The sequence below is a fragment of the Nocardioides hwasunensis genome (assembly GCF_014779665.1).
GTDB lineage: Bacteria > Actinomycetota > Actinomycetes > Propionibacteriales > Nocardioidaceae > Nocardioides > Nocardioides hwasunensis.
In genome coordinates, this window is record NZ_JACXYY010000005.1 from 139,068 (window position 1) to 163,319 (window position 24,252).

Annotated in this window: 21 protein-coding genes; 17 read left to right on the forward strand and 4 right to left on the reverse strand. The window is 71.2% G+C overall.

The window, feature by feature from the left end:
* The first annotated feature begins 61 nt into the window (after nt 1-61).
* Nucleotides 62-1,234 (forward strand): amidohydrolase family protein, encoded by a 1,173-nt coding sequence (locus IEZ25_RS13125; RefSeq protein ID WP_191199891.1) that lies wholly within the window; start codon nt 62-64, stop codon nt 1,232-1,234.
* A 19-nt stretch (nt 1,235-1,253) separates the two neighbouring features.
* Here IEZ25_RS13125 and IEZ25_RS13130 read toward each other — a convergent pair whose 3' ends face one another.
* Both IEZ25_RS13130 and IEZ25_RS13135 read right to left on the reverse strand, forming a co-directional pair.
* A complete protein-coding gene (locus tag IEZ25_RS13130) occupies nt 1,254-2,420 on the reverse strand; it encodes a M20 metallopeptidase family protein (RefSeq protein ID WP_191199892.1) in 1,167 nt (388 codons plus the stop codon).
* The gene (locus IEZ25_RS13135) at nt 2,410-3,705 is read right to left on the reverse strand and encodes a glutamine synthetase family protein (protein ID WP_191199893.1); all 1,296 of its coding nucleotides are present in this window, start codon (nt 3,703-3,705) and stop codon (nt 2,410-2,412) included. The genes IEZ25_RS13130 and IEZ25_RS13135 overlap by 11 nt, the downstream gene beginning before the upstream one ends.
* A gap of 264 nt (nt 3,706-3,969) precedes the next feature.
* On the opposite strand from IEZ25_RS13135, the gene mftD reads away from it, so the two are divergent.
* The 8 genes from mftD to IEZ25_RS13175 all read left to right on the forward strand — a co-directional run bounded on the left by mftD (nt 3,970) and on the right by IEZ25_RS13175 (nt 12,688).
* Nucleotides 3,970-5,151: a pre-mycofactocin synthase MftD gene (gene mftD, locus IEZ25_RS13140; protein WP_191199894.1), complete on the forward strand. Its 1,182-nt coding sequence runs from the start codon at nt 3,970-3,972 to the stop codon at nt 5,149-5,151.
* A 17-nt stretch (nt 5,152-5,168) separates the two neighbouring features.
* Nucleotides 5,169-6,641, forward strand: coding sequence for a GMC family oxidoreductase (locus IEZ25_RS13145; protein ID WP_191199895.1), 1,473 nt, complete (start codon nt 5,169-5,171; stop codon nt 6,639-6,641).
* Nucleotides 6,638-7,942 (forward strand): aspartate aminotransferase family protein, encoded by a 1,305-nt coding sequence (locus tag IEZ25_RS13150; RefSeq protein WP_191199896.1) that lies wholly within the window; start codon nt 6,638-6,640, stop codon nt 7,940-7,942. The genes IEZ25_RS13145 and IEZ25_RS13150 overlap by 4 nt, the downstream gene beginning before the upstream one ends.
* A gap of 86 nt (nt 7,943-8,028) precedes the next feature.
* On the forward strand, nt 8,029-9,282 hold the full coding sequence (locus tag IEZ25_RS13155; RefSeq protein WP_191199897.1) for an ABC transporter substrate-binding protein: 1,254 nt from the start codon (nt 8,029-8,031) through the stop codon (nt 9,280-9,282).
* Entirely contained in the window at nt 9,279-10,046 is a 768-nt protein-coding gene (locus IEZ25_RS13160; protein WP_191199898.1) for an ABC transporter ATP-binding protein, read from the forward strand. Before IEZ25_RS13155 ends, IEZ25_RS13160 begins: the two co-directional genes overlap by 4 nt.
* A complete protein-coding gene (locus IEZ25_RS13165; protein ID WP_224748972.1) occupies nt 10,030-10,761 on the forward strand; it encodes an ABC transporter ATP-binding protein in 732 nt (243 codons plus the stop codon). Before IEZ25_RS13160 ends, IEZ25_RS13165 begins: the two co-directional genes overlap by 17 nt.
* Entirely contained in the window at nt 10,758-11,633 is an 876-nt protein-coding gene (locus IEZ25_RS13170) for a branched-chain amino acid ABC transporter permease (protein ID WP_191199899.1), read from the forward strand. The genes IEZ25_RS13165 and IEZ25_RS13170 overlap by 4 nt, the downstream gene beginning before the upstream one ends.
* A complete protein-coding gene (locus tag IEZ25_RS13175; RefSeq protein ID WP_191199900.1) occupies nt 11,630-12,688 on the forward strand; it encodes a branched-chain amino acid ABC transporter permease in 1,059 nt (352 codons plus the stop codon). The genes IEZ25_RS13170 and IEZ25_RS13175 overlap by 4 nt, the downstream gene beginning before the upstream one ends.
* Nucleotides 12,689-12,747: 59 nt before the next feature.
* Here IEZ25_RS13175 and IEZ25_RS13180 read toward each other — a convergent pair whose 3' ends face one another.
* Nucleotides 12,748-13,602: a MurR/RpiR family transcriptional regulator gene (locus tag IEZ25_RS13180; protein WP_224748973.1), complete on the reverse strand. Its 855-nt coding sequence runs from the start codon at nt 13,600-13,602 to the stop codon at nt 12,748-12,750.
* Nucleotides 13,603-13,726: 124 nt separating this feature from the next.
* Between IEZ25_RS13180 and rocD the strand changes: the two genes are divergently transcribed.
* On the forward strand, nt 13,727-14,977 hold the full coding sequence (rocD, locus tag IEZ25_RS13185; RefSeq protein ID WP_191199901.1) for an ornithine--oxo-acid transaminase: 1,251 nt from the start codon (nt 13,727-13,729) through the stop codon (nt 14,975-14,977).
* Between the two features lie 19 nt (nt 14,978-14,996).
* Nucleotides 14,997-16,022: an ornithine cyclodeaminase gene (locus IEZ25_RS13190; RefSeq protein ID WP_191199902.1), complete on the forward strand. Its 1,026-nt coding sequence runs from the start codon at nt 14,997-14,999 to the stop codon at nt 16,020-16,022.
* An 85-nt stretch (nt 16,023-16,107) separates the two neighbouring features.
* Here IEZ25_RS13190 and IEZ25_RS13195 read toward each other — a convergent pair whose 3' ends face one another.
* Nucleotides 16,108-17,097, reverse strand: a complete 990-nt coding sequence (locus IEZ25_RS13195) for a LacI family DNA-binding transcriptional regulator (protein ID WP_191199903.1) — start codon at nt 17,095-17,097, stop codon at nt 16,108-16,110.
* 240 nt (nt 17,098-17,337) lie between these two features.
* Between IEZ25_RS13195 and IEZ25_RS13200 the strand changes: the two genes are divergently transcribed.
* The 6 genes from IEZ25_RS13200 to IEZ25_RS13225 are packed head-to-tail and all read left to right on the forward strand — an operon-like array spanning nt 17,338 to nt 24,122.
* Nucleotides 17,338-18,549, forward strand: coding sequence for a CaiB/BaiF CoA transferase family protein (locus tag IEZ25_RS13200; RefSeq protein WP_318152215.1), 1,212 nt, complete (start codon nt 17,338-17,340; stop codon nt 18,547-18,549).
* A gap of 30 nt (nt 18,550-18,579) precedes the next feature.
* Complete coding sequence (locus tag IEZ25_RS13205) at nt 18,580-19,938, forward strand: MFS transporter (protein WP_191199905.1); 1,359 nt, start codon at nt 18,580-18,582, stop codon at nt 19,936-19,938.
* Nucleotides 19,935-20,408: a MaoC family dehydratase gene (locus tag IEZ25_RS13210; protein ID WP_191199906.1), complete on the forward strand. Its 474-nt coding sequence runs from the start codon at nt 19,935-19,937 to the stop codon at nt 20,406-20,408. Before IEZ25_RS13205 ends, IEZ25_RS13210 begins: the two co-directional genes overlap by 4 nt.
* Entirely contained in the window at nt 20,405-21,787 is a 1,383-nt protein-coding gene (locus IEZ25_RS13215) for an aldehyde dehydrogenase (NADP(+)) (protein WP_191199907.1), read from the forward strand. The genes IEZ25_RS13210 and IEZ25_RS13215 overlap by 4 nt, the downstream gene beginning before the upstream one ends.
* The gene (locus IEZ25_RS13220) at nt 21,784-22,920 is read left to right on the forward strand and encodes a type 2 periplasmic-binding domain-containing protein (RefSeq protein WP_191199908.1); all 1,137 of its coding nucleotides are present in this window, start codon (nt 21,784-21,786) and stop codon (nt 22,918-22,920) included. Before IEZ25_RS13215 ends, IEZ25_RS13220 begins: the two co-directional genes overlap by 4 nt.
* A complete protein-coding gene (locus IEZ25_RS13225; RefSeq protein WP_224748974.1) occupies nt 22,917-24,122 on the forward strand; it encodes a fumarylacetoacetate hydrolase family protein in 1,206 nt (401 codons plus the stop codon). The genes IEZ25_RS13220 and IEZ25_RS13225 overlap by 4 nt, the downstream gene beginning before the upstream one ends.
* Nucleotides 24,123-24,252: the final 130 nt, after the last annotated feature.

A 24,252-nucleotide genomic window follows, 5' to 3' on the forward strand; every position in this document is an offset into this window, starting at 1 on the left:
GGACGCGAGGTCACGGCCGTGTTCGTAGGCTGAACCGCACCCGAACGACGCAGGAGGCACGGTGGCACCACACCCGTACGACGTCTTTGCCGGTGTCGAGGACCTCGTGCCCGCCGGCGTGGCCGACCACCTGCGTGCTGTCGACCTCGTCGACCACCACGTGCACGGCCACTACAACGCAGCGTTGGATCGTCGGGAGTTCGAGGACGCGCTCAACGAGGGAAGCACCAACCCCGTGCCACCGCACATCTCGATGTTCGAGTCCCCGCTGGGCGTCTCGATCCGGCGCTGGTGCGCGCCGATGCTCGGCCTGGAGCCGCTGGCGAGCGCGGAGGCCTACTGGGAGGCACGGTCGTCCTTCGACGCATGGTCGCTGGCACGAACCCTCGTCGGGTCGGCCGGTGTCGACACGTGGGTGGTGGACACGGGGTTCGTCGGGGACGTCCTCGCCACGCCCCAGCAGCTCGCCGCGGCCGGCGGCGGCCGGTCCGTCGAGATCGTGCGGCTCGAGACGCTGCTCGAGGGCCTGGTCACGCGTGGCGTGGGCGCCGACGAGCTGGCCGAGGCGTTCCGCGCGGAGCTGCGGGGGTTGCCGGCCGAGGTGGTCGGCGCGAAGACCGTGGCTGCCTACCGCTGCGGCCTCGACATCGACTGGTCGCGCCCGACGGACGACGACGTACGGGCCTCAGCCGCGCGGCTGCACGACGAAGGCGGCAAGCCGCGCCTGACCGATCCCGTGCTCATCGCGTTCGCCGTGCACGAGGCACTCGCCTGCGAGCTGCCGCTGCAGGTGCACATCGGCTTCGGTGATCGCGACCTCGAGCTCGACCGAGCCGACCCCCTCCACCTGGTGCCGCTCCTGCGCGATGCTCCCGGCCACGTGCCCGTGATGCTGCTCCACTGCTACCCCTACCACCGCCAGGCCGGCTACCTCGCGCAGGCGTTCGACCAGGTCCACTTCGACGTGGGTCTTGCCGTCAACTTCCTCGGTGCAGCGTCGTCCCGGTTGATCGCGGAGGCCATGGAGCTGGCGCCGTTCGCCAAGCAGCTCTACTCGTCCGATGCATTCGGGCTTCCCGAGCTGCACGTGCTGGGCTCGATCCTGTGGCGCCGGGGCATGGGCCTCACGCTCGGGGAGTGGGTACGTCGCGGCGACTGGGCGGAGTCCGACGCCCGCGACGCGGTGGACCTGATCGCCCGGTCGAACGCCGAACGGGTCTATCGGCTGACCTGATCGATCGCCTCGAGCGCGGTCAGCCGCCCGCGCGGACGCGCTCGACGGCGCCGAGGTAGCCGGCCAGCAGCGCCTGGGCGGTGACGCGCAGGTCGGCTGCGGTGGGCAGGAAGTCCGACGCGTGCAGGTGAGCGGAGGACTCCGAGCCGATGAACAGCATGGCCGAGGGGATCCGCTCGGAGAAGTAGGAGAAGTCGTCCGCCCCCAGGGACCTGAGCGTGGTCGAGAGCGTGAGCCCCCGTGCGTGCAGGTGCTTGGACACCGCCTCGACCAGCTGGGGATCGTTCTCGAGGACCGGCTCGCCGGAGGTCAGCTGCACGTCCGCGGCGCACCCGTGGGCCCGCGCGACGTTGCTCGCGATGTCCTCGATCCGGCTGCGGAGCAGGGCTCGGGTGGTGGAGGACATCGCCCGGATCGTGCCCGTCGCCCGGGCGGTGGCGGGCACCACGTTGGCGGCCGATCCGGCGTTGAGCGAGGAGACGCCGACCACGGCGGCCGTCATCGGGTCGACCGAGCGGCTCACGATCGTCTGCAGCGCCACGATCACGCCGGCCATCGCCAGGACCGGGTCCGCCGTCAGGTGCGGGTAGGCGGCGTGTCCCGAGGTGCCGTGCACGAGGATCTCGAACTCGTCCGCGGAGGCGTTGACCCCTCCCGGGACGCACGCGACCGTCCCGGCGTCGAGGATGGGTTGCAGGTGCGCGCCCAACATGGCCGCACACTGCTCCTCCTCGAGGATGCCGTCCTCGCTGATGTCGAGGGCGCCCGAGGGGTAGGTCTCCTCGCGAGGCTGCAGCACCGCCAGCAGGGGGAAGTCGAGGTCGGACTCGTGGATGGTCCAGGCGACGGCGACGAGCGCGGCGAGGTGGACGTCGTGACCGCAGGCGTGCATCACGCCGTCACGGGTGGAGCTGAACGGCGCTCCGGTCTCCTCGCTGATCGGCAGGGCGTCGAGCTCACCGCGCATGCCGATCGCCGGGCCCGGGCCGCCGATCCGGACCACGGCACCGGTCTCGGCGACCTTGGTGACGGGAGTGCCGGACGGCGGCAGGTGCTGTAGCACCAGGTCGCGCGTCATCGACTCGGTCCCCGACAGCTCGGGCTCGGCGTGGAGCTGCTCGCGCAGCCGGTTGGCACGGGGGAGGTGGGTCTCCAGCAGGGCGAAGAGCTCCCCGTCAGTAGACATCGGCGAACTTCCGGCACTGCTCGGCGGGCGTGAGCCCGGCCACCGCGGCGATCTCCGCGCGACGCACGGACAGCAGGGTCTCCAGCAGGTCCGGCGCGAACCACCCGGAGACGACCTCGTCGGTCTCGAGGGCGTCGAGGGCCTCGGTGAGGCCAGCGGGGAGGGTGGGTACGTCGACCAGCTCCTCCTCGGTCACGCTCTCGGGCCAGATGTGCGGGGACGGCGCGTCCTGGCGGATGCCGGCGAGCCCGGCCCGGACGAGGACGCCGAGCACCAGCCACGGGTTGGCCGTCGCGTCCGCCGCGCGGAACTCGAGGTTGTACTGACGCCGCGGGTCGCCGCCGCCTGCCGTGCTCGTCGGGCAGATCCGCAGCAGCGCCTCCCGGTTGCGCTCGGCCAGGAAGACCCCGCCGGCCGACCAGCGGTGCGGGGTCAGGCGCAGGTACGAGACGGGGCTGGGGGCGGTGATCGCCAGGAGCGCGCGTGCATGTGCCACGATCCCGGCCGCGAACTGCTGCCCGACGCGCGAGAGCCCAGCGGGCGCGTCCGGGTCGTGCAGGGCCGGTTCGCCCTCCGCGTCGACCAGGGACAGGTGGACGTGCACGCCGTTGCCGGAGCCGTCGGGGTCGACCAGCGGAGCGAACGTCACGTCGTGCCCGTGCTGGCGCGCCAGGTCGCGGACCAGCTCGCGCAGCATGATGGCGCGGTCCGCGCTGGCGATGCCGGCGACCGGCTCGAGCGTGATCTCGAACTGTCCGTCGCCGTACTCGGGCAGCCACGTCTCGGGCGCCAGACCGGCGTCCTCCAGCACCTCCACGAGTGTCGAGCCGAACGGCTCGATCCCGCGGTGGCGGGCGAAGGAGAACGCGGCGGAGTCGGGCAGGCCGTCGACCATGAACTCGTGCTCGAAGGACGACACGACCCGGAGCCCGGTCTCGCGCTCCAGGTCCGCCAGGGCCGACAGGGCGAACGTGCGCGGACACCCCGGCCACGGCGAGCCGTCGGTGGACCGCTGGTCGGCCAGGACCATGCGGACGGCGGGCAGTCCGCCCCGCGCCGGGAGGTGCACGGACGTGGAGGCGTCGGGCATCAGTCGCAGGTCACCGGTGGAGCCGAAAGGGTTGTCGGCGATCGGACCCAGCGCCGGCAGGGCCAGGTTCGCCGGCACCCAGCCGACGCCGCGTCCCATCGTGGACTGCGCTGCGGAGGCGGGCACGGACCTGCCGCGCACCTGCCCGGCGAGGTCGCAGGTCGCCACGAACAGTGGCGCGTCGTCGTGCTGCATCTCGTCTCCTCGCGACGGTGGGGCGATGTGCGCCGCACGTGGGGCGACCGCTCGCGGTCACGTACGGCTCGAGTCAAGCATCCTGGGGAGATTGGTATCTGAGTTTCAGATCAACGTCAAGAAGCAAGACCTGAAACCTCAGTTCCAGGATGCACGCAAGAGTGACGATGGCAACAGGATTCCAAAATCTCTGAGAATGGGTCTTGTCGTAACGAGGATTTCAACCTACGGTGCTGTGCACTGGCTCACACAGGAGGTCCCCCGATGTCCCGCCGCACGCGTTTCAACAACCTCGCCGAGGCTGAGCGGCTTGCCAGGCGCAAGCTCCCCAAGGCCGTCTGGCTGGCCGTCAAGGCAGGCAACGAGCAGGGGTGGACGCTCGACGACAACATCCGCGCCTTCAACGAGCTCGGCTTCTCGCCCACGATCTTCGACCGGCCCTCGTCGTTCGACCTCAGCACCTCGGTCCTGGGGATCGACGTCGACTTCCCCGTGCTGGTCTCCCCGGTGGGCGCCCAGGCCATCCACCCCGACGGCGAGGTCGGCGTGGCCCGGGCGGCTGCTCGAGCCGGGACGGCGATGGGCCTGAGCTCCTGGGCGTCGGACTCCGTGGTCGACGTCGTGCGAGCCAACCCCGACACCATCTTCCAGCTCTACTGGGTCGGCACGAAGGACGAGATCGAGGCGCGCGTGGAGGCGGCTCGCGCCGCTGGCGCGAGGGCGCTGATCGTCACGCTCGACTGGTCCTTCACGCCGCGCCGCGACTGGGGCGTCCCGCCGGCGCCGCCGTCCGACATGTCGGTGCGCACCATGGCCACCCTCGCGCCGTACGCGGTGAGCCGTCCGCTGTGGCTGTCCAGCTACCTGCGCAGGGGCCGCATCCCCGAGCTCAAGGTGCCCAACCTGTTCGAGCCCGACGGCTCGGTGCCCTACTTCGGCAAGGCGTGGTCGGACTTCGAGAGGACCACCACCCCCACGTGGGACGACGTGAAGTGGCTGCGCGACCTCTGGGGCGGACCGTTCATGGTCAAGGGCATCAACACCGTGCGCGACGCCAAGATGGCCGCCGACCTGGGTGCGGACGCCATCTCGGTGTCCAACCACGGTGGCAACAACATCGACGGGAGCCCCTCGCCGCTGCGCTACCTGTCGAGGATCGTCGAGGCCGTCAGCCCGGACGTGGACGTGATGATGGACGGCGGCATCCGTCGTGGCTCCGACGTCGTCAAGGCGGTGGCGCTGGGTGCCAAGGCCGTCTTCATCGGCCGAGCCTTCCTCTACGGCCTCGCGGTCGACGGCGAGGAGGGCGTCCACCAGGTGCTGCAGATCCTGCGCAACGGGATCCAGGAGACCATGTTCGGCATCGGCGCGAGCAAGCTCTCCGACGTCCACCGCGACCACCTGATGGTGCTCAACCGCGACTTCTTCGTCGACCCGGCCAGCTGAGGGAAGGAAGCACACGCATGCCCAAGATCCTCGTCGTCGGGGCCGGCAGCGCCGGGTGCGTCGTCGCGGCCCGGCTCAGCGAGCACGACGCCAACGACGTCTGGCTGCTGGAGTCGGGCCCCGACCTGGACGCCGACCCGGCCGCGCGCGGCCTCGCGTCGGTGAACTGGATCGACGCCCTCGGCGTCACCGGTGCCTTCGACGCCCGGCTGCTGGCCACCCGCACCGGCCGTGACGAGCAACGCTCCTACCGCCGCGGCCGCCTGGTCGGCGGCTCGGCCTCGGTCAACGCGATGCTCGCGCTGCCCGGCCTCCCGTCCGACTACGACCGCTGGGCCGACGAGCTCGGGCTGGACGACTGGGCGTGGGAACGGGTCGCACCCACCTTCGAGCAGCTTCGCCCGCAGCTCGTGGCCACCGAGGACCGCACCCCGGTCGACGCGGCCCTGATGCAGGCGGCGGCCGAGCTGGGGTTCTCCTCCGACGTCGACACCTACACGCCCGCCGACGGTGGCGGCACGCTCTACCGCAACGCCGACGAGACGGGTCGGCGCTCGAGCCGCGAGGTCTACCTCGAGCCCGCGCTCGACCGTCCCAACCTGACGCTCCGCGCCGACACCGGCGTCGACCGGCTCCTGGTCGAGGATGACGTGGTCACCGGGGTGGTCCTCACGGACGGCTCCAGCCTGCACGCCGACCAGGTCGTGCTGTGCGCCGGTGCCATCGAGACCCCCGCCATCCTTCTGCGCAGCGGACTCACGCACCCGGGCATCGGCACGGGACTGCAGGACCACCCGGCCGCCTCGATCCTGCTGCGCCTGAAGCCCGAGGCGCGCACCGTCGACATGTCGGCGCCGTGCATCAACGCCGTCCTGCGCGTGTCGTCGACGCATGCACCCGGCGACATCCACGTGCTCCCCATGCACGGAGCGCTCGCCGCCACCACCCCCGAGCACCACGCGGTGCTGATGGCAGCCGTCATGACCGTCACCTCCACCGGTGTGGTCCGGCTCGACCCCGACGACCCGTCCGGCCCGCCGGTGGTCGAGGAGCGGATGCTGGCCACCGACCGCGACCGCGACGTCATGCGGCAGGCGGTGGCCACCGTCCGCGACCTGCTCGCGACCACCGCCTTCCAGGACCTGGTCGAGGAGGCGTTCATCGACGGGACCGGGACCCCTGTCTCGGCGCTCGACGACGAGCAGGTCTACCAGACCTGGCTCGACCAGGCGCTGGGCGACTACTTCCACGTCGTCGGCACGGCCCGCATGGGTCGCGCGGACGACCCGGCCGCGGTCGTCGACCAGGCCGGTCGTGTCCACGGCCTGCGTGGCGTGCGGGTCATCGACTGCTCGATCATCCCGTTCGTCCCGGCGGCCAACACCCACCTCCCGGTGGTGATGGTGGCCGAGCGGCTCAGCGCCACGCTCGCCACAGACCTGACCACCACACCCACGCACGTCTCGCGTCCCGAAGGAGCCTCCGCATGAGCACCCCCGCACCCACCGACCAGGCCGCCTCCTGGGAGCGTGCGCGCCGCGTCGTCCCCCGGGGCGTCTCCTCCGGGCACCGCGTCGGCTGGAGCCAGGTGTTCGTCCGCGCCGAGGGTGCCTACGTCTGGGACCAGGAGGGCAACCGCTACACCGACTACCTGAACGCGTGGGGCCCCATCGTGCTGGGCCACTGCGACCGACGGGTCAACGAAGCGGTCCTGGCCTCCGCCAACACCTGCGACCTCACCGGCGTCGGCCCGCAGCCGGGTGAGATGGCGCTCGCCGAGAAGATCGTCGAGGTGATGCCGTCGGCCGACAAGGTCGCGTTCTGCACCTCGGGCACCGACGCGGCCATGCACGCGGTCCACGTCGCCCGCGCGGCCACCGGACGCCGCAAGGTGCTGAAGTTCCACGGCTCCTACCACGGGTGGAGCGACCACGTCGCCGTCGGCAGCTCCCGCAAGGACCTGACCGCGGGCTCCCCCCTCAACACGCCCAACGGCGGCGGGCTGCACCCGGAGGTCGTCGCGGACGTCGTGGTGACGGAGTGGAACGACGAGGCGGGCCTGCGGCAGGCCTTCGTCGACCACGGGGACGAGCTCGCCGTCGCGTTCACCGAGGGCTACGTCCACAGCTTCGGCTGCGTGCCCGCCCAGCCGGGCTTCCTCGAGCTGCTCCGCGAGCTCTGCACGGCCCACGGCACCGTCATGGTGATGGACGAGATCAAGACCGGTTTCCGCGCGGCCATCGGCGGCTACCAGTCGATCTGTGGCGTCACCCCCGACCTGACGGCCTTCGGCAAGGCCGTGGCCAACGGCTACGCACTGGCCGGGCTCGCCGGCAGCGACGCACTCATGGGCCACCTGGGTGCGTACTCCCGCAGCGAGGCGACCCTCGACGGCACCTACAACGCGGCCCCCTACTCCATCGCCGCTGCCCTGCGGACCCTGGAGATCATGGAGTCCGACGACATCTTCACCACGCTCCACGAGCGCGGTGAGCAGATGCGCACCGGCATCCAGAAAGCCATCGACGAGCTCGGAGCGCCCGCCACCGTCACGGGCCTCGGATCCGAGTGGTGCGTCTACTTCCGCACCGAGCTGCCCCGCAACTTCCGCGAGGCGATGGAGTCGGACGCCGAGATGTACGCCCGCTACCACGGGTCGCTTCTCGCGCAGGGCGTCATGGAGCCGGCCTTCGCCACCGGAGACCGGCGCCTCAACGCCTCCACCACGGCCGACGACGTGGACCACACGCTCGAGGCCGTCCGCGTCGCCCTCCGGGCGGCCGTCGCCTGACCTCGGGCGGGTCCGGCCCGCCCTCCACCAGTTCCCGCACCTTCCCACCACCCTTCACCCATCCTCCCGACACCCTGAGGTGACACATGTCTTCAGCGCGCCCAAATCCGTTCCGCACGTGGGGCACCGTCGCCGCCGTGGCGAGCGTCCTGGCCCTCTCCGCCTGTGGCTCCGACAGCTCCGACTCCGGCAGTGACGGTGGTGACGACACCTTCACCATCGGCTTCGCGCTGAGCCAGAGCGGCAACATGGCTCCCTTCGACGTCGAGCCCGGCAACGCCGCCATGCTGCGCATCGAGCAGATCAACGAGGACGGCGGCATCGACGGCAAGCAGATCAAGACCGTCTCGAAGGACGTCCGCTCCTCGCCGGAGACCGTCGGCACCGCGGCGACCGAGCTCATCTCCTCGGGCATCGACCTGCTCGTGACGCCCTGTGACTTCGACCTCAGCGCCCCCGGGGCCGCAGTGGCCCAGGCCGCGAGCATCCCGGCGATCTCGATCTGCGCCGGTGACCCGAAGATGGCCGACGCCACCACGCTCGGCGACTACGTGTTCTCCGCCAACGCTGGCAGCGACGTCGAGGGCGCCACCGGTGCGGCCTGGGCGATCGACCAGGGCTGGAAGAACGCCTACCTCCTGCAGGACGAGAGCATCGAGTACACCAAGTCGGCCGGCAAGTACTTCGCGGCCGCCTTCGAGGACCTCGGTGGGACGGTCGTCGGCAACGACGCCTTCCCCGGTGGCGACAACGTCAACATCTCCAGCCAGGCCAACCGCCTGAAGAACCTCGCCACCCAGCCCGACTTCGTCTACGTGGCCAGCTGGAACCCCGGCGGCGCGACGGCGATCCGCCAGCTCCGTGAAGCAGGGATCGAGGTCCCCGTCGTCGGCCCGGCGGCGCTCGACGGACAGGTCCTGCTCGACGTGGTCGGTGACAGCGCCAGCGACATCTTCTACACCGGTTTCGCCTGCTACGCCTACTGCTCCGGCGGCGAGGGCGACGAGCTCGAGAAGTTCGTCACCGACTACGAGGCCGACTACGGCTCCGAGCCCGCCTCGAGCTATGCCCTCCTCGGCTACAACATGGTCACCGCCATCGCCGACGCCGCCGGCCGTGCCGACTCCTTCTCGGGAGCCGACCTCAAGGCCGCGCTCGAGGACAGCCGCCCGGTGAGCACGCCGATCGGCGACGTGCAGTACTTCTCCTCGACCTGCCACAAGATCATCGACATGCCGTTGTCGGTGATCGGCGTGGAGACCGGGAAGATCTCCTTCGTCGGCCAGCAGCGCATCGACTCGATCCCCGACGTGGGTGACGGGAACAGCTGCGCGTCATGAGTGCCACCCAACTGGCCACCCCTCCGCCGTCCGTCCTGCGGATGGCGGAGGGGGGGATCCACTTCGACGGGGTCCGCGCCGTCGACGGGGTCACCCTCGAGGTCCGCTCGGGTGAGGTGCTCGGTCTCATCGGTCCCAACGGGTCCGGCAAGACCAGCACGCTCAACCTCCTCAGCGGCATGCTGCGCGCCACGTCGGGGTCCATCCACCTCGACGACCACGACCTCACCCGGCTCTCGATGCGCAGGAGGACCAGGTTCGGCGTCGTGCGCACGTTCCAGAGCGGACGGGTGTTCGGTCGGCTCACCATCGCGGAGAACGTCGAGGCGGCCGCCCTGGGGGGTGGCCTGAGGCGCAGGGAGGCGCGGCAGCTCACCGCCGACATCCTCGCCGAGCTGGGCCTGGAGGACGTCGCACACCAGCAGGCCGATGCCCTGACCGCGGGACGCATCCGGATCACCGCGATCGCACGGGCCCTCGCCTCACGCCCCCGGTTCCTGCTGCTGGACGAGCCGGCCGCCGGGCAGAACGAGTCCGAGGCCATCGCCCTGATCACCGCGATCCGCGAGTTCGCCCAACGCCGTGGCTGCGGGGTCCTGCTCGTCGAGCACGACATGTCCGTCGTCATGGGGACCTGCGACCGCCTCCACGTCCTCGACAGCGGGCGCACCGTCACCGAGGGGGAGCCCGCCCTGGTGCGCCGCGACCCGAAGGTCATCGAGATCTACTTCGGAAAGCGGCACGACCATGATGCTGAGCGTTGACGACATCCACGTCCACTACGGCGCGTCGGTCCACGCCGTCCAAGGGCTGTCGCTGCAGGTCGGCGAGGGCGAGCTGGTCTCGGTCATCGGCCAGAACGGCGCCGGGAAGAGCACGGTGCTGAAGGCCGTCATGGGCGTGGTGCCCACGGCCTCGGGACGCATCACCTTCGACGGCGTGGAGGTGGGTGCCTCGGGGTTCTCGTCGGTCAAGCAGCGCATGTCCTACGTCCCGGAGTCGCGCGGCATCTTCGCCGGCCTGACGGTCGGGGAGAACCTCCGGCTCGGCGCCATCGTGCGCAAGGACCGCAAGCTCGTCGAGGCCGACATCGAGCGCGAGCTGGAGCGCTTCCCGGTCCTGCGCAGGTACTGGGACCGCGGGGCCAGCCTGCTCTCGGGCGGCGAGCAGCAGCAGCTGGCCATCGCCCGAGCGCTGATGCTGCGCCCACGGCTGCTGGTGCTGGACGAGCCCACGCTCGGACTGGCGCCCATCGTCGTCGACCTGATCTTCGACGTCGTCGAGCAGCTGCGCGCCGAGGGGATGACCATCCTGCTCGTCGAGCAGAACGCCGTACGCGCCCTCGAGGTCGCCGACCGGTCCTACGTCGTGCAGGCGCCCGGCCGGGTCCTGGGCGAGGGCACCGCCACGGAGCTGGCCGCGCAGCCGGACGTCGTCGACCACCTCGGATTCACCCCGGAAGGACGGGTCCAACCATGATCATGGAGTTCCTGATCTCGGCGGTCGGCCTCGGTGCCCTCTACGCCCTGCTCACCCTCGGTGTGGCCCTGATGTTCGGGGTGCTCGGGCTGATGAACTTCGCCTACGGCGAGATCCTCCTCGCGGGGGCCTTCGCGATGTACCTCTTCCGCAACGAGCCGTGGTTCGTCGGGGCCGGGATGGCGCTGGTGTTCGCGGTCGCCGTCGCCCTGCTGAGCGAGCGGCTGGCCTTCCACCCGCTGCGCGACGCCGATCCGGTGATCTTGATGATCGCCTCGTTCGCCGTCAGCCTGGCGCTGCAGAGCATCGCCCGGATGACGGTCCTGCCGCGTGCGCGCGGCATCGCACCCGAACCCTTCCTCTCCCGCAGGATCGAGGTGCTGGGCGCCGACGTGAGCGTGCTCGACCTGGTGACCGTCGGTCTCTGCGGGGTGACGCTCGTGGCAGTGGCCTGGCTGATGGGACGCACGAGCCTGGGCATCCAGCTGCGCGCCGCCGCCGAGGACTTCCGGATGGCCGCGCTGCTCGGGGTCAGGCCCAACCTGGTGATCCCGGCGGCCTTCGTCATCGTGGGCGTGCTCGCCGGCATCGGCTCGGTCGTGCTGGCCGCCCGTCAGGGATCGGTCTCCGCCGACATGGGTCTCCAGCCGATGCTCATCGGTGTGGTGGGCGCGGTGCTGGGTGGCATGAGCAGCCTCAAGGGCGCCGCCCTCGGCGGCTTCCTCCTCGGCGCCGTGACCGCGCTGCTCGAGACCTTCCTCCCCACCGACCTCATCGCCTTCCGCGACGCGTTCTTGTTCACGGCGCTGATCGTCGTCCTGGTCGTGCGTCCGCAAGGCCTGCTCTCCGGCGCGAAGGTGCGTGTCTCATGACTGTCCTCTCCACCCGGCTCCAGACCCCGCTGCTGCTGATCGGCATCACTGCCGTGGTGCTGGCCGTGGGAACCGCCGGCGGGCCCACCCTCGAGCGCGTGGCCACCCTGAGCCTCATCTCGGTGGTGTTCGTGGTGGGCCTGTCCACCTTCTCCGGCAACTCGGGCGTGATGTCCTTCGGGCACGTCGCCTTCATGGCGGTCGGGGCCTACACCACCGCGTACCTCACCATCCCCGTGCCGCTGAAGGGCGTGCTGTTCGCCAACCTGCCCGAGTCGCTCCGCTGGCTCGCGGAGGTCCACACCTCGGCGAGCGCGGCTGTGCTGCTGAGCTGTGCGATGGCGGCCGTGGCGGGACTGGTCACGGCGCCCGTCGTGGCGCGACTGTCCGGCCTGCAGTCCGGCATCGCCACACTGGCCTTCCTGCTCGTCGTCTACAACGTGCTCAACAGCTGGACCGACGTGACACGGGGATCCTCCTCGATGATCGGGCTGCCCAGGTCGACCACGATCGTCACCGCCTTCGTGGCCGCAGCGCTCGCCATCGCGGTGGGATGGGCCTACCGCACCTCTCGCAGCGGCCTGCAGCTGCAGGCCGGCCGCGAGGACTACTGGGCTGCCCAGGCCGCCGGGATCGCCGTCGGTCGGCACCGGGCCATCGCATGGGTGCTCAGCGCCACGATCTGCGGCCTGGCAGGCTCGCTGTACGCCTCGTTCCTCACGACGTTCAACGTCAACGCCTTCTTCTTGTCGGCTACGTTCGCGTTCGTCGTGATGATCGTGCTGGGCGGCTACCTCTCGCTGAGCGGCGCGGTGCTGGGCGCCATCGGCGTCAGCGTGCTGCAGGAGCTCCTGAGGCGGCTCCAGGACGGAGGGCTCACCGGTGGCAGCGCGCTGCCGCCGGGCACGGCCAACCTCCTGCTCGCCCTCGTCCTGCTGCTCACGCTGGTCAAGGCGCCCTACGGCGTCATGGGTGCCCGCGAGCTGGTCCTGGTGCGGGGCGGTCGACGCCTCAGGCGCGGCGCGCAGGCGGTCCGTACGCCGGCAGGGTCCTGAGCGCGGTGGCGCTCGGTCGCCCGGTGCGCTCGCCGGGCGTCGCCGACGAGGCGTCCGACCTACGGGTCGGGCGTCTCCTCCATCGCCCGGAGCCGCTGCTCCCCGGCCGAGCCGAGCCGCTCGGCGACGGCCGCGATGAGGCTCTCGGTGACGGCCATGGCCGCCACGAGAGAGTCGAAGGGGGAGGCGGAGTCGACCCGCGCGGGCAGCACGACCTTGGCGACCTTGGCGACCGGTGACATCCAGTTGTCCGTCAGCAGGCAGACGATGGCGCCGCGCTGGGAGGCCTGCTCGGCCAGCCGGAACGTGCGCTCGGTGTAGCGCCGGTAGTCGAAGACGACCAGGACGGTCGACTGGTCGGCGTCGATGATCGAGGCCCGTCGCTCGAACTCGTCCATGCCCAGGGCCCGCACGTCCGTGCGCACGAGCGACAGGTGCATGGCCAGGTAGTCGGACACGACGCGGCTGAAGCGCCCACCGATGACCTGCACCTGCTTGCCGGGGTCGCTCAGCAGCTGGACCAGCTTGTCGAACTCGGACTCGGGGAGCTCCTCGTAGGTCGTGTCGACCATGTCCACGAAGTGCCGGTGGGTGCGCGCCAGCACACCCTCCTCGGTCAGGCCGCCCTTCTCGGCGTACTGGCGCAGCGGTGAGCCGAGGTCCTCGTTGAGGTCGTGGACGAGGGCGCGCTGGAACGCCGGGAACCCGGAGAAGCCGAGCCGGTTGACGAAGCGGACGACGGTCGGGTTGCTGACGCCGGCGGCGCGCGCGAGGTCCACGCCCGTCGTGAGGCCCGCGGTCGGGTAGCCGGCGAGCAGGGCCCGGGCGACCTTGCGCTCGGCGTTGCTCAGCGAGTCCAGGTTGGCCTGGACGAGCCGGCGCATGGAGGCGTGACCGCCCGGAATCTCGCTCATCGCGGTGAACCTACCAATCCTGCGGGCCGCAGCACCCGCCTGCACGCGGCCAGGCGCCAGTGTGAAATCTCATTGACACTCTAGCAGAGTTGACATGCAACTGAAATGAAAGTTTCATCCTGTCATGACCGACGTCACCACCGCCCCGAGCGCCGTGTCCGCATCCACCGCCGCCCACATCGAGGCCACTGAGCGCTGTGCGGCGCACAACTACCACCCGTTGCCGGTGGTGCTGTCGGAGGGTGAGGGTGCGTGGGTGGTCGATGTGGACGGCAAGCGCTACCTGGACTGTCTGGCGGGGTACTCGGCGTTGAACTTCGGTCATTCCAACGAGCGGTTGGTGGCGGTGGCGCGTGAGCAGCTGGGTCATCTGACGTTGACGAGCCGGGCGTTCTTCAACGACAGGTTGAGCGGTTTCGCGCAGGCGCTGACCCGGTTGACGGGCAAGGACATGATCTTGCCGATGAACTCGGGTGCTGAGGCGGTCGAGACGGCGATCAAGGTGAGCCGCAAGTGGGGCTATGAGGTCAAGGGTGTGCCGGCGGGGCAGGCGTCGATCATCACGATGGAGGGCAACTTCCATGGCCGTACGACGACGATCGTGAGCTTCTCCGACGACGACGTCGCGACGTCTGGCTACGGGCCGTTCACGAGCGGGTTCCGCAGCGTGAAGTACGGCGATGTCTCCTCGGTGGCTGCGGCGATCGACGACACGACGGTGGCGGTGCTGTTCGAGCCGATCCAGGGTGAGGGTGGTGTGGTGATGCCGCCGGAGGGGTTCCTGCGTGACCTGCGGGCGCTGTGCACCGAGCGGAACGTGTTGATGGTGGCTGATGAGATCCAGTCGGGTCTCGCGCGGTCGGGGCGGACGTTCGCGTGTGACCACGAGGATGTGGTGCCTGACATCTACATCCTGGGCAAGGCCCTCGGTGGTGGGATCTATCCGGTGTCGGCGATCGCGGCCGACCGTGACGTGATGGACGTGATCACGCCGGGTTCGCACGGTTCGACCTTCGGGGGGAACCCGCTGGCTGCGGCGATCGGGACCGAGGTCGTCGCGATGTTGGAGGAGGGGACGTTCCAGGCCCGTTCGGCCGAGATCGGTGGGCTGCTGCGGGCCGGGTTCGAGCCCCTCATCGGCCGGGGCCTGTCCGATGTACGGGTGCGGGGTGCGTGGGCGGGGATCGACATCGACCCCACGCTGATGTCGGGTCGTGAGATGTCCGAGGCGCTGATGGTGCGGGGGATCCTGGCCAAGGACACCCACGGCTCGACGGTCCGGTTCGCGCCGCCGCTGGTGGCCAGCGACGACGACATCGCCGGCCTGGTCGCCGCGGTCGCCGAGATCCTCGACGCCGCCTCGCGGCCGGCCTGATCCGGAGGGTGCACTGACCATGCGTTTCGTCAGCGTCCGCAACATGGCCCGCTGGATCGGTGCGACGGGCCACGAGCGGATCATCTCCGCGCTCGTCGACGACCTCGAGGCCGACTTCCGTCGGTGGCCCGAGTTCACCAAGTCGCCGCGCTTCGCCGCCCACTCCCCGCTCGGGGTCATCGAGCTGATGCCGGCCAACGACCGCGAGCACTACGCCTTCAAGTACGTCAACGGCCACCCGAGCAACCCCGGTCGGGGCCTCCAGACCGTGACGGCGTTCGGGGTGCTGGCGGACCTCGACAGCGGGTACCCGGTCTTCATCTCGGAGATGACGCTCCTGACGGCGCTGCGCACGGCCGCCGTGACCGGGCTGGCCGTACGACACCTCGCGCCGGTGGGCGCCACCCGGGCAGCCTTCATCGGCGCCGGCTCGCAGTCGGAGTTCCAGGCGCTGGCGGTCCGTGCCGAGACCGGCATCGACCAGATCGCGGTCTTCGACGTCGACCCGCACGCCGGTCACAAGCTGCGAGGCAACCTGGCGCCGCTCGGCTTCGAGGTGCGCGTCGCAGCGTCGGCGGAGGATGCCGTCCTCGGTGCGGACATCATCACGACCTGCACGGCCGACAAGGCCAACGCAGTGGTCCTCGACGACGCCGCGGTCCGGCCCGGCGTGCTGGTCAACGGCATCGGGGGGGACTGCCCCGGCAAGACCGAGCTCGATCCCCGCACGGTGCAGCGGGCCCGGGTGGTCGTGGAGTTCGAGCCGCAGACGCGCATCGAGGGTGAGATCCAGAACATGGCACCGGACTTCCCGGTCACCGAGCTCTGGACCCTGCTGGACAGTCCCGGTGCAGCACGGGCCCGGCCGGACGAGGTCGTCGTCTTCGACTCCGTCGGCTTCGCGGTCGAGGACTTCACCGCGCTCCGCCACGTCGCACGTGCCGTCCTGGGGACGCCGTTCGAGGAGCACATCGACCTGGTCGCCGAGCCCGACGATCCGCGGGACCTCTTCGGCATGCTCCCCGCGCCGATGCCGGTCGCCTGACCCTCCGGCCGCGGCGTGCCGGGACTGCCCACGCGGCGCGGTCGTCGCGGCGCCGGCCACGGCAGCGTCGTGCGCTCGCCCGGTGTCAGGCGCTGTCGCGCACCTCGATGCGATAGCCCACGTCGACCGCTGTCTCGCCGACCTGCTGCTCGCGCATCCGCGCGAGCAACAGGTCCGCGGCGGTGGTGCCCATCCGGTCCACGTCGATCGCGACCGTGGTCAGGCCCGGGTGGACGTGCGAGGCGAGATCGAAGTCGCCGAAGCCGGTGATCGCCAGCCGCCCGGGCACATCGATCCCGAGGCCGGGGGCGGCCAGGAGTGCTGCGGTGGCGAAGACGTCGGTGGGGAAGACCAGCGCGGTGATCTCCGGGTACCGCTGCAGGGTGGCCCGCAGCAGCTCGACGCCGGTGTCCATGGCGACCGGCAGGTCGGGGAGGTCGACGACGCGGAGGGGCTCGTCCGGCAGGAGGTCGGCGACGGCGTCGCGAAAGCCCTCGAAGCGCCGGATGGCACGCTCGTCTCCCGGTCGCAGCACACCGGCGAAGGCCAGTCGCCGGTGACCCCGCGCGACGAGGTGTTCCACCATGCTGGCGAGCGCTCGTCGGTTGGAGAAGCCCACCAGCAGGTCGGTGGGCGCGTCGTCCCAGTCCCAGGTCTCGACGACGGGCCGTCCGTATGCCTCCAGCAACCGTCGCGTCTCGCGGGTGTGGCTCGTGCCCACCATGACGAAGCCGTCCGGGCGGCGCTGGATGAAGTGGCCGACCAGCTCCTCCTCGCGTCCCTCGCGGTAGTCGGTGTTCCCCACGAACATCTGGTAGCCCTCGGGCGCGAGGCGGTCGCCGACGGCACGCAGCGTGTCGGAGAAGACCGACGAGGCGATGGTGGGCACGATGGCAGCCACGGTGTGGGAGCGGTTCGAGGCGAGGTGGCTCGCGGCCAGGTTGCGGACGTAGCCGGTCTTCCTCACCGCCTGCTCCACCCGGGCCCGCGTCTCGGGCGTGACGAGGTCGGGCTGGCTGAGCGCGCGCGAGACGGTCTGGGCCGAGACGCCGGCCTCGGCGCTCACGTCGGCCATGGTGACGCTCCGCGTGGAGGACCTGGGTCGTCCGCGACGAGCCCGAGGGACTGCTTCGCCCACCCTGCCGCACCCCTCTCTCCCGGTCGCGCACAGCGTAGCGACGCGCGCGACGCCGCCCCCGGCGGGCGAGGACGGCAGGCGGAGCGGGGGTTGTGTTACCGCTCACGTTAGCGCTAACGTGCCGCTCGTCACAAAGTGGACCGAGATCGCAGAGCAGTGGGAGATGAGTAGATGAAGGTGTTGGAGGGGATCCGTGTCCTCGACGTGTCGATCGCGATGGCGGGACCGTTCGCCGCACAGAAGCTCGCCGACCTCGGCGCGGACGTCGTGAAGGTCGAGCCGGTGACCGGCGAGTGGCAGCGCCACGTCTCGGCCGGTGGCGCCCGCGGCCACCAGGTCAACGCCTCGTTCCTGAGCCTCAACCGCAACAAGCGCTCGATCTCGCTCAACCTCAAGCATCCGCGCGGTCGCGAGGTCCTCGCGCGGCTCGTCGCCGGCGCCGACGTGTTCCTCCAGAACTATCGTCCCGGCGTCGCGGACCGGCTCGGAGTGGACTACGAGACCCTGCGCGCGATCAGGCCCGACCTGGTCTACGTCAGCATGTCCGGCTACGGCCAGACCGGTCCGTACTCGTCCCGTCCGGGCCAGGACGTGCTCCTGCAGGCGATGAGCGGCGGCCTCGCCAGCGGCCGCCGCGAGGGCGAGCCACCGCGACCGGCCCCCTTCTTCATGGCCGACGCGTTCACGGCGTACAGCGCTTTCGAGGGCGCGATGGCTGCGCTGTTCCACCGCGAGCGCACCGGCGAGGGCCAGCTGGTCGAGGTCAACATGCTCGACTCGATCATCGCCGCCCAGATGCAGGAGCTCAGCGTCTCCACCGTCGGCCGGGTCCCGCAGCAGCCGAGCGCGGAGATCCACGCCCACTCCTACATCCGTGCGCCCTATGGCATCTTCGCCACCTCCGACGGCTTCATCGCCCTCTCCTTCGCGGAGATGCCGGATCTGGCCAAGCTGTTCGAGGACCCGCGATTCGACCAGTACGAGTCCGAGCGCGACGGCTTCACCCACCGCGACGAGATCTCGCGGCTGGTCACCGAGAACCTGGCGCGCGACACGACCGAGCACTGGCTCGCCGAGCTCGGCGACGCCGGCGTGTGGGTCGGGCCGGTCCACGACTACGAGGACCTGGTCGACGACCCACAGGTCCAGCACAACGGCTCGTTCGTCGAGTACGAGCACCCCACGGAGGGCCACGTCAAGACGCCCGGTTTCCCCTTCCGGCTCTCCGGCACGACGCAGGAGATCACCCGCCCGGCCCCGCTCAACGGGCAGCACACGCACGAGGTGCTCACCGAGCTGGGCCTCGGTCCCGCGGAGATCGACGCCCTCGAGGACGACGGTGCGGTCCACCGCGACCGCTCCCTCCCCACCCCCGACCCCGCCCGCTGACCCGCGGGTCGCGCGACACTAAGGACACCCATGAGCACCACCGCCCCCACGCACCAGCAGGCACGGCGCGCCTCCGCGGCCTCCGCCGTCGGCAGCCTCGTCGAGTGGTACGACTTCGCGCTCTACGGCGCCGCGGCCGCGCTGGTCTTCAACACCCAGTTCTTCCACTCCGACGACCCGACGACCGGACTGCTCGCCGCGTTCGCGGCGTTCGCCGTCGGCTACTTCGCCCGTCCCTTCGGCGGTGTCGTCTTCGGCCACCTCGGTGACAAGGTCGGGCGCAAGCCGGTCATGATCTTCACCCTGGTCCTGATGGGCATCTCCACCGCCCTCATCGGCCTGCTGCCGACCTACGACTCGATCGGTGTCGCCGCCCCGATCCTGCTGGTGGTGCTGCGCGTCCTGCAGGGCCTCGGCGCCGGAGCCGAGTACGCCGGAGCGATCACGCTGTCGGCCGAGTCCGCGCCGCCCACGCACCGCGGCTTCTACGCCTCGTGGTCCGGTGCGGGCGTGTGGATCGGCTCCGCCCTCGGCGTCGGCTCCTTCCAGCTGTGCCTGTGGCTGACCGGCGACAGCTTCGACACCTGGGGGTGGCGGCTGCCGTTCCTCGTCAGCCTCGTGATGCTGGGCATCAGCCTCTACATCCGCCGCAGCGTCAAGGAGACCGACAGCTTCGAGCAGGCCAAGGAGACCGACACCATCGAGCCGATGCCGCTCGTGTCGCTCCTGCGCACCGACAAGGGTCGGCTCGCGGTCGCCCTCGGATCCAACATGATGCTGTCCGGCTTCTCCTACATCCCGCAGGTGTGGGCGTTGAGCTACCTCACCAACGACCTCGCGGTCGCGGCGTCCGCGGCCCTCGGCATCCAAGCGACCATGCTGGTCCTCGGTGCCCTCTCGATGCCGTTCTTCGGCCGCCTCGGGGATCGCATCGGGCGTCGCCGCCTGTTCCTGTTCGGCATCTGCTTCGGCATCGTGTGGGCCTTCCCGATGTTCATGCTGATCGACACCGGCAGCCGGACACTGATCGTGCTGGCCCTCTCGATCTGCTTCGTCGGCGCCGTCGCCACCTGCTACGCCGCCCAGGCGGCCTTCCTGACCGAGCTCTTCCCGCCGTCCAAGCGCTACTCCGGGGTCGCCTTCGCCCGAGAGGTCAGCGGCGCGCTGCTCGGTGGCACCGCTCCGCTCGCCGCCACCGCGATGGTGGCGGCCGCCGACAGCTGGTGGCCGGTGGCGACGTGGATGGTCGTGATGGCGCTGATCTCGCTGGTCGCGGTCTACTGCTCGAAGAACTACCGCTCCGACCACGACCAGCTCGACGCCGAGCGCTTCAACCACAACCAGAGCCAGGTGCCCAGCGTCCGCACCCGGGCGGCGGTCACCCGATGAGCGCCTCCTCATCCCAGCGGTTCGCCGACCGCTGGTTCGACGAGTACGCCGTCGGCCAGGCAGAGCCCGGCGGTAGTGCGGTCGTCGGTGCCGACGACATCGCCGACTTCGCGCGGATCAGCCACGACGATCACCCCGCCCACACCGACCCGGGGTTCGCCGAGCCGCGCTTCGGAGGGCTCCTCGCGCACGGTGTGCTGACCTTCTCGGTCGTCGTCGGGCTCACGATGGAGCCCAACCGACGCGCTGTCGCCTACGGCTACGACCGGATCCGGTTCCCCGGACCCGTGCTCGCCGGAGACACGATCACGGCCACCTCCGAGGTGGTCGAGGTCGCCGCCCACCCCCGCAACCCGGCGATCGGTCTCGTGACCAAGGCCTACACCGGGACCAACCAGGACGGGCGGACGGTCGTGGTCTGCCGCCATGTGCTGGCCGTCGACGTACGCCCCCAGGAGGCACACGCATGAGCGAGATCGACCACGGGACCGAGACCGCCCTCGCGGCGGCCCACCGCGCCCCGCTCGACGCGCGACCCGAGGAGCGCGCGAGGTGGCTGCGCGCCATCGCCGACGGGCTGGACGCCGAGGCGGACCGCCTGGTGGCGCTCGCCGGGAGCGAGACCCACCTGCCCGAGGCGCGGCTGCGCGGCGAGATCACCCGGACGTCGTTCCAGTCACGGCTCTTCGCCGACCGCCTCGAGACCGGGGCGTTGGGAGGCGTCGTCGTCGACCACGCCGACCCTGAGTGGGGGATGGGTCCGCGACCCGACATCCGCCGCACGTCCGTCCCGATCGGTCCGGTGCTGGTCTTCGCGGCCAGCAACTTCCCGTTCGCCTTCTCGGTCGCCGGTGGCGACACGATCAGCGCGCTGGCCGCGGGCTGCCCGGTGGTGGTCAAGACCCACCCGGGACACCCGGAGCTCTCCCGGGCGACGGCCGAGGTCGTCCGGGTCGCGCTGGCCGACGCCGGTGCGCCGGACGGTGTCTTCGCCACCATCGAGGGGGTCGAGGAGGGGGCACGCGCCGTGCAGGACCCGCGCGTGAAGGCAGTCGCCTTCACAGGGTCGCAGCACGGTGGTCGGGCACTCTTCGACCTGGCCGTGTCGCGCACCGACCCGGTGCCGTTCTACGGCGAGCTGGGCAGCACCAACCCGGTGGTCGTCACGCCCTCCGGCTGGGTGGAGCGTCCGCAGGAGATCGTCGAGGGCTTCGCCGGATCGTTCACGATGGGCGCGGGACAGTTCTGCACGCAGCCGGGCGTCGTGCTGGTCCCAGACGTGTCGGCGTTCGTCGCACTCCTCGACGTGCCGGCCGTCCACCCGATGCTGGACCAGCGCATCGACGAGGCCTACCGCGACGCGCTCACGCGGCTGAGCGATCGTGACGGGATCGACGTCCTCGCGGTCGGGCCCGGCTCGATGGGCTCGCCGGCGGCGACCGTCCTGGGGACGACCGCCAGCGCGGTGCTGGCCGACCCCGACCTGGTCACGACCGAGGTGTTCGGGCCCGCCACCGTGCTCGTGGGCTACACGGACGTGTCCGACGCGCTGGCCGTCCTCGACCTGGTCGGCGGAGCACTCACCGCCACGATCCAGGGCACCGCCGCGCTCGACGCGGACGCTCCCGCGCTGCTCACCGCGATGGCTCGTGTGGCTGGACGCGTGGTCTACAACCAGTGGCCGACCGGCGTGACCGTGAGCGACGCCCAGCAGCACGGGGGACCGTGGCCCGCCACCACCGCGCCGACGACGACGTCGGTCGGCACCGCCGCGATCCACCGGTTCCTGCGCCCGGTGGCGTTCCAGAACGTGCCCGGCGCCGGGCTGCCTCCCGAGCTGCGCGGATGACCGGGTCCTACCGCGGCCTCACGTGGGACCATCCGCGGGGCACCGTCGCCCTGCGGGCGGCGGTCGACGAGCCCGCGGCGCCGGTGGTCGACCTGATCTGGGACGCCCAGCCCCTCGAGGGCTTCGAGTCCGCGTCGGTCGCGGAGAACGCGGCGGCGTACGACCTGCTCGTGCTCGACCACCCCCACCTGGGCGAGGCGCTGCGCACCGAGGCGCTCCGGCCGTTGGACGAGCTCTTCACCGCAGCCGAGGTCGAGGGATGGCGCGCCCGTGCGGTCGGGCCGTCGTTCGCGTCCTACGAGCTCGACGGCCGCGCGTGGGCGCTGCCCCTCGACGCCGCCACCCAGGTCTCGGCGCTCGCCGACCCCGGCATCGAGGCGCCGACGACGTGGGCCGAGGCGCTCGAGCTCGCGAGCGACGTCGACACCGTGCTGCCCCTGACCGGACCGCATCTCTTCCTCACGCTGTGCTCGATCGCGGTGGGGGAGGGCGTCGAACCCGGCGCCGGTCCCACCTTCCTGCCGGAGCCGGCGGTCGCGGACGCGATGGCCGTCCTCGAGCGGTTCGTCCCGGGCGCCCACGCCACGGAGACGCACAACCCGATCACCGTGCTCGAGGACATGGCACGCCAGGGCGGGCCGGTCTACTGCCCGCACGTCTACGGCTACGTCACCTACAGCCGTCCGGCGATCGGTCGCCGTCCGGTCCGGTTCGTCGACGCGCCCGCCGGCACCTCCGGCCGGCGCGGGTCGGTGCTCGGCGGCACGGGGATCGCCGTCAGCAGGCGCTGCGAGCCGGACGCCGCGCTGCTCGACCACCTGCGCTGGCTGATGGACGACCGCACGCAGCGCACCTTCATCCCCCGACGCGACGGCCAGCCGTCGGTGGTCGCGGCGTGGGAGGACGACGAGGTGGATGCCGCGGCTCTGGGCTTCTACTCCCGCACCCGCCGCACCGTCGAGGACGCCTGGGTGCGCCCGCGCCACGACGGTGCGATCGCCTTCCAGAGCGCGGCCGCGGACCGGGTCCGAGCCGCCCTGCTCGGCCACTCCGACCCCGCCCGGCTGTCCCGCGAGCTCGACGAGCTCCACCACCGGCACCGTCCCGATCCTGCGATCCAGGAGCGTCCATGACCTCTCCGACCGGCACCACCTCCACCATCGCCTGGCCGCCCACGGTGGCGACCACGCTTCCCGCCGACGCGGCCGACGCGACCCTCGTGGGTCGGGTCATGACGGCCGCGGGACCCGCGGTCGTCACCGTCCGCGACGAGCGGTTGGTCGACCTCACCGGCTCCTTCGCCACGACGAGCGAGCTGGCCGAGCACCCGGACCCGGCTGCCGCGGTCCGCGCCGCCGACGGGCCCGACCTGGGGAGCCTGGCGGACGTGCTCGCCCGCACCCCGGTCGAGCTGCGCTCCGACGACGGCGTGCGGCTGCTCAGCCCGATCGACCTCCAGGCGGTCAAGGCCGCCGGCGTCACCTTTGCGGTGTCCATGGTCGAGCGCGTCATCGAGGAGCGCTGCCAGGGCGACGCCGCGCGGGCCGAGGAGATGCGGGCGCAGATCACCGGCCTGATCGGCGCGGACCTCGGCGAGCTGACCCCGGGCTCACCGGAGACCGACCGCCTCAAGGAGGCGCTCGTCGCCGCCGGCAGCTGGAGCCAGTACCTGGAGGTCGGCCTGGGGCCCGACGCCGAGATCTTCACCAAGACCACGACGATGGCGAGCGTCGGCACCGGCGTCGACGTCGGCATCCATCCCCGCTCGCAGTGGAACAACCCCGAGCCGGAGGTGGTCGTGCTGGTGTCCTCGACCGGCTCGATCCGCGGGGCGACCCTGGGCAACGACGTGAACCTGCGCGACTTCGAGGGGCGCTCGGCGCTGCTGCTGGGCAAGGCCAAGGACAACAACGCCTCGGCGGCCTTGGGCCCGTTCGTCCGTCTCTTCGACGACGGCTTCTCCCTCGACGACGTACGCCGCATCGAGGTCGGCCTCGACGTCGTCGGTACCGACGGCTTCCACCTCACCGGCAGCTCGTCGATGAGCCTGATCAGCCGCGACCCTGCGGACCTGGTCGGCCAGCTCATGGGCCCCACCCACCAGTACCCCGACGGCGCCGTGCTGTTCCTCGGCACGATGTTCGCGCCGGTCCAGGACCGGGACGCCGTCGGCCAGGGCTTCACCCACCACGTGGACGACCTGGTGGCTGTCACCGCCGAGCGCCTCGGGGGCCTGGTCAACCGGGTCCGCACGAGCGAGGCGTGCGAGCCGTGGACCTTCGGAGCGGGTGCGCTCATGCGCAACCTCGCGTCGCGGGGACTGCTCACCGGTTGAGCCGGCACTCTCGGTGCCCGCGGCACGGGTGAGGGAGTCTCGCGCGCGAGGGGGCCGGGTGGCACGATCTCGACCAGCCTCGCTCGGACCGCCCGGGTGCCCCGACCGGAAGGACCGTCCGTGACCACCC